1 protein-coding gene is annotated in these 1,646 nt (G+C 64.3%); it reads left to right on the top strand.

Going from position 1 to position 1,646, the window contains the following annotated elements:
* The first annotated feature begins 234 nt into the window (after positions 1-234).
* The gene (locus CRM90_RS29870; RefSeq protein WP_102810436.1) at positions 235-1,629 is read left to right on the top strand and encodes an IS110 family RNA-guided transposase; all 1,395 of its coding nucleotides are present in this window, start codon (positions 235-237) and stop codon (positions 1,627-1,629) included.
* The last annotated feature ends 17 nt before the right edge of the window (positions 1,630-1,646 follow it).

Consider the following 1,646-nt stretch of genomic DNA (forward strand, 5'->3'; position numbering starts at 1 on the left):
CCGACATTTAGCCTTGGTGTGGGTCCGCGGGCGGGCCGAACGTCCGACCGGGACATGTAGGTGATCCCTGAAATTTGAGTGGTCGTCCGCGGGCTTGGTGCCTGGTCAGCGGTGTCCTTGTTCGGGAACTTGGAGCCAGCCGAGGGTGTGGACTCCTGCTTAGAGAATGTCTGGGCCGTGGCCGCGATGGTCAGTCACCTGGCGAACAGGATCAGGGCTGATTGGAGCAGCGATATGGCGTTGACGTTGGGGATCGACGTGGCCGTGCGGGCCGCACACCAGGCCACACTTTCCCGTGATGGAGCCACGGTGTGGCGGGGACGTAAGTTCTCGACCAGACCGATGGATCTGGAGCGGCTGTGGTCAGATCTCAAGCTGGAGGATCCCGGCGAGCTCACCGTCGTGGTCGAGCCGACCCGTAACGCCTGGATCGTGTTGGCCGAGTGGTTTCGCCGTCGCGGAGCCCGGGTGGTGATGGTGCCCACCACGCAGTCGGCAGACCTGCGCAAGTACTACTCCAAGCACACCAAGAATGACCGTATCGACTCCGAGCTGCTGGCCCGACTGCCGCTGCTGCATCCTGAAGGACTGCGCGAGTATTCCGGCCAGGGACCAGCAGATCCGCTGCGGCGTTTAGTCAAACAGCGCGCCACGATGGTCAAACGCAGGGTTGCGGTCTACGCCCGACTGGACGCATTGGTCGAACTTCTCGGGCCGGCCTGGTATGAGGTGCTGGGCTCGAACTACGGCATCGCGGCATTGGAGTTCCTTGCCCGCTACGCCGATCCGAACGCGGTGATCCGACTGGGCCAGGGCCGTCTGAGCCGCTTTCTGATCGCCCGCTCTCGCGGCGCGTGGCGCTGCCAGCATGCCGCCGGCCTCATCGCCGCGGCCAAAGAAACCCTGGCACTGTGGGGTTCGGACGGGATGAACTTCGCCGAACTCGCCGACGACATCGCCCACGAAGCCGAACAGGCACTGTTCTTGACCCGCCAAATCAAACAGATCGATGAACGAGTCGCCAACCTCTACGCCGACGCCGACCCCGACGGCATCGTGGCCTCCGCTCCCGGCGTGGGACCCGTCATCAGCGCCGTCATCGCCGGCCGGCTCGGTGACCCACACCGGTTCACCTCGCTGGCCGCGATCCGCGCCTATACCGGACTGGTCCCAAAGGTCAGCCAGTCCGGGATGAGCAAGGTCGAGTCCTCGATCACCAAGGCCGGCGACCCGCTACTGCGCGAGATGCTCTGCACTGCAGCCGATCAAGCCCGCAAGATCGACCCGCAGATCGCAGCGAAGTACCAGCGACTGATGGCCGGCGACCGACACCACGACTCCGCGATCTGTCACCTGGGCACCCTGCTGGTCACCCGAATAGCCACCTGCATGCGCGCCGGCCAGCCCTACATCCTGCGCGACGTCGATGGCACCGAAATCACCGAAGCCCAGGGTCGCATGATCGTCAAAGACCGCTATCAGATCGACCCCCGACGCCGCGATAACATCCGGCACCAGCGCATGCGAGACAGCCACAAAAAAGCGGCGAGCCAGGAGTCACAGGAGTCGCCAAGCGCTCCAACATCCCAGCCCGCCGACAACCACCCTACGAGCCAACAGGTCGCTTGACATCCCTTAGGAACTCA

This window comes from Mycobacterium sp. ENV421 (genome assembly GCF_002887815.1).
Taxonomy (GTDB): Bacteria; Actinomycetota; Actinomycetes; order Mycobacteriales; family Mycobacteriaceae; genus Mycobacterium.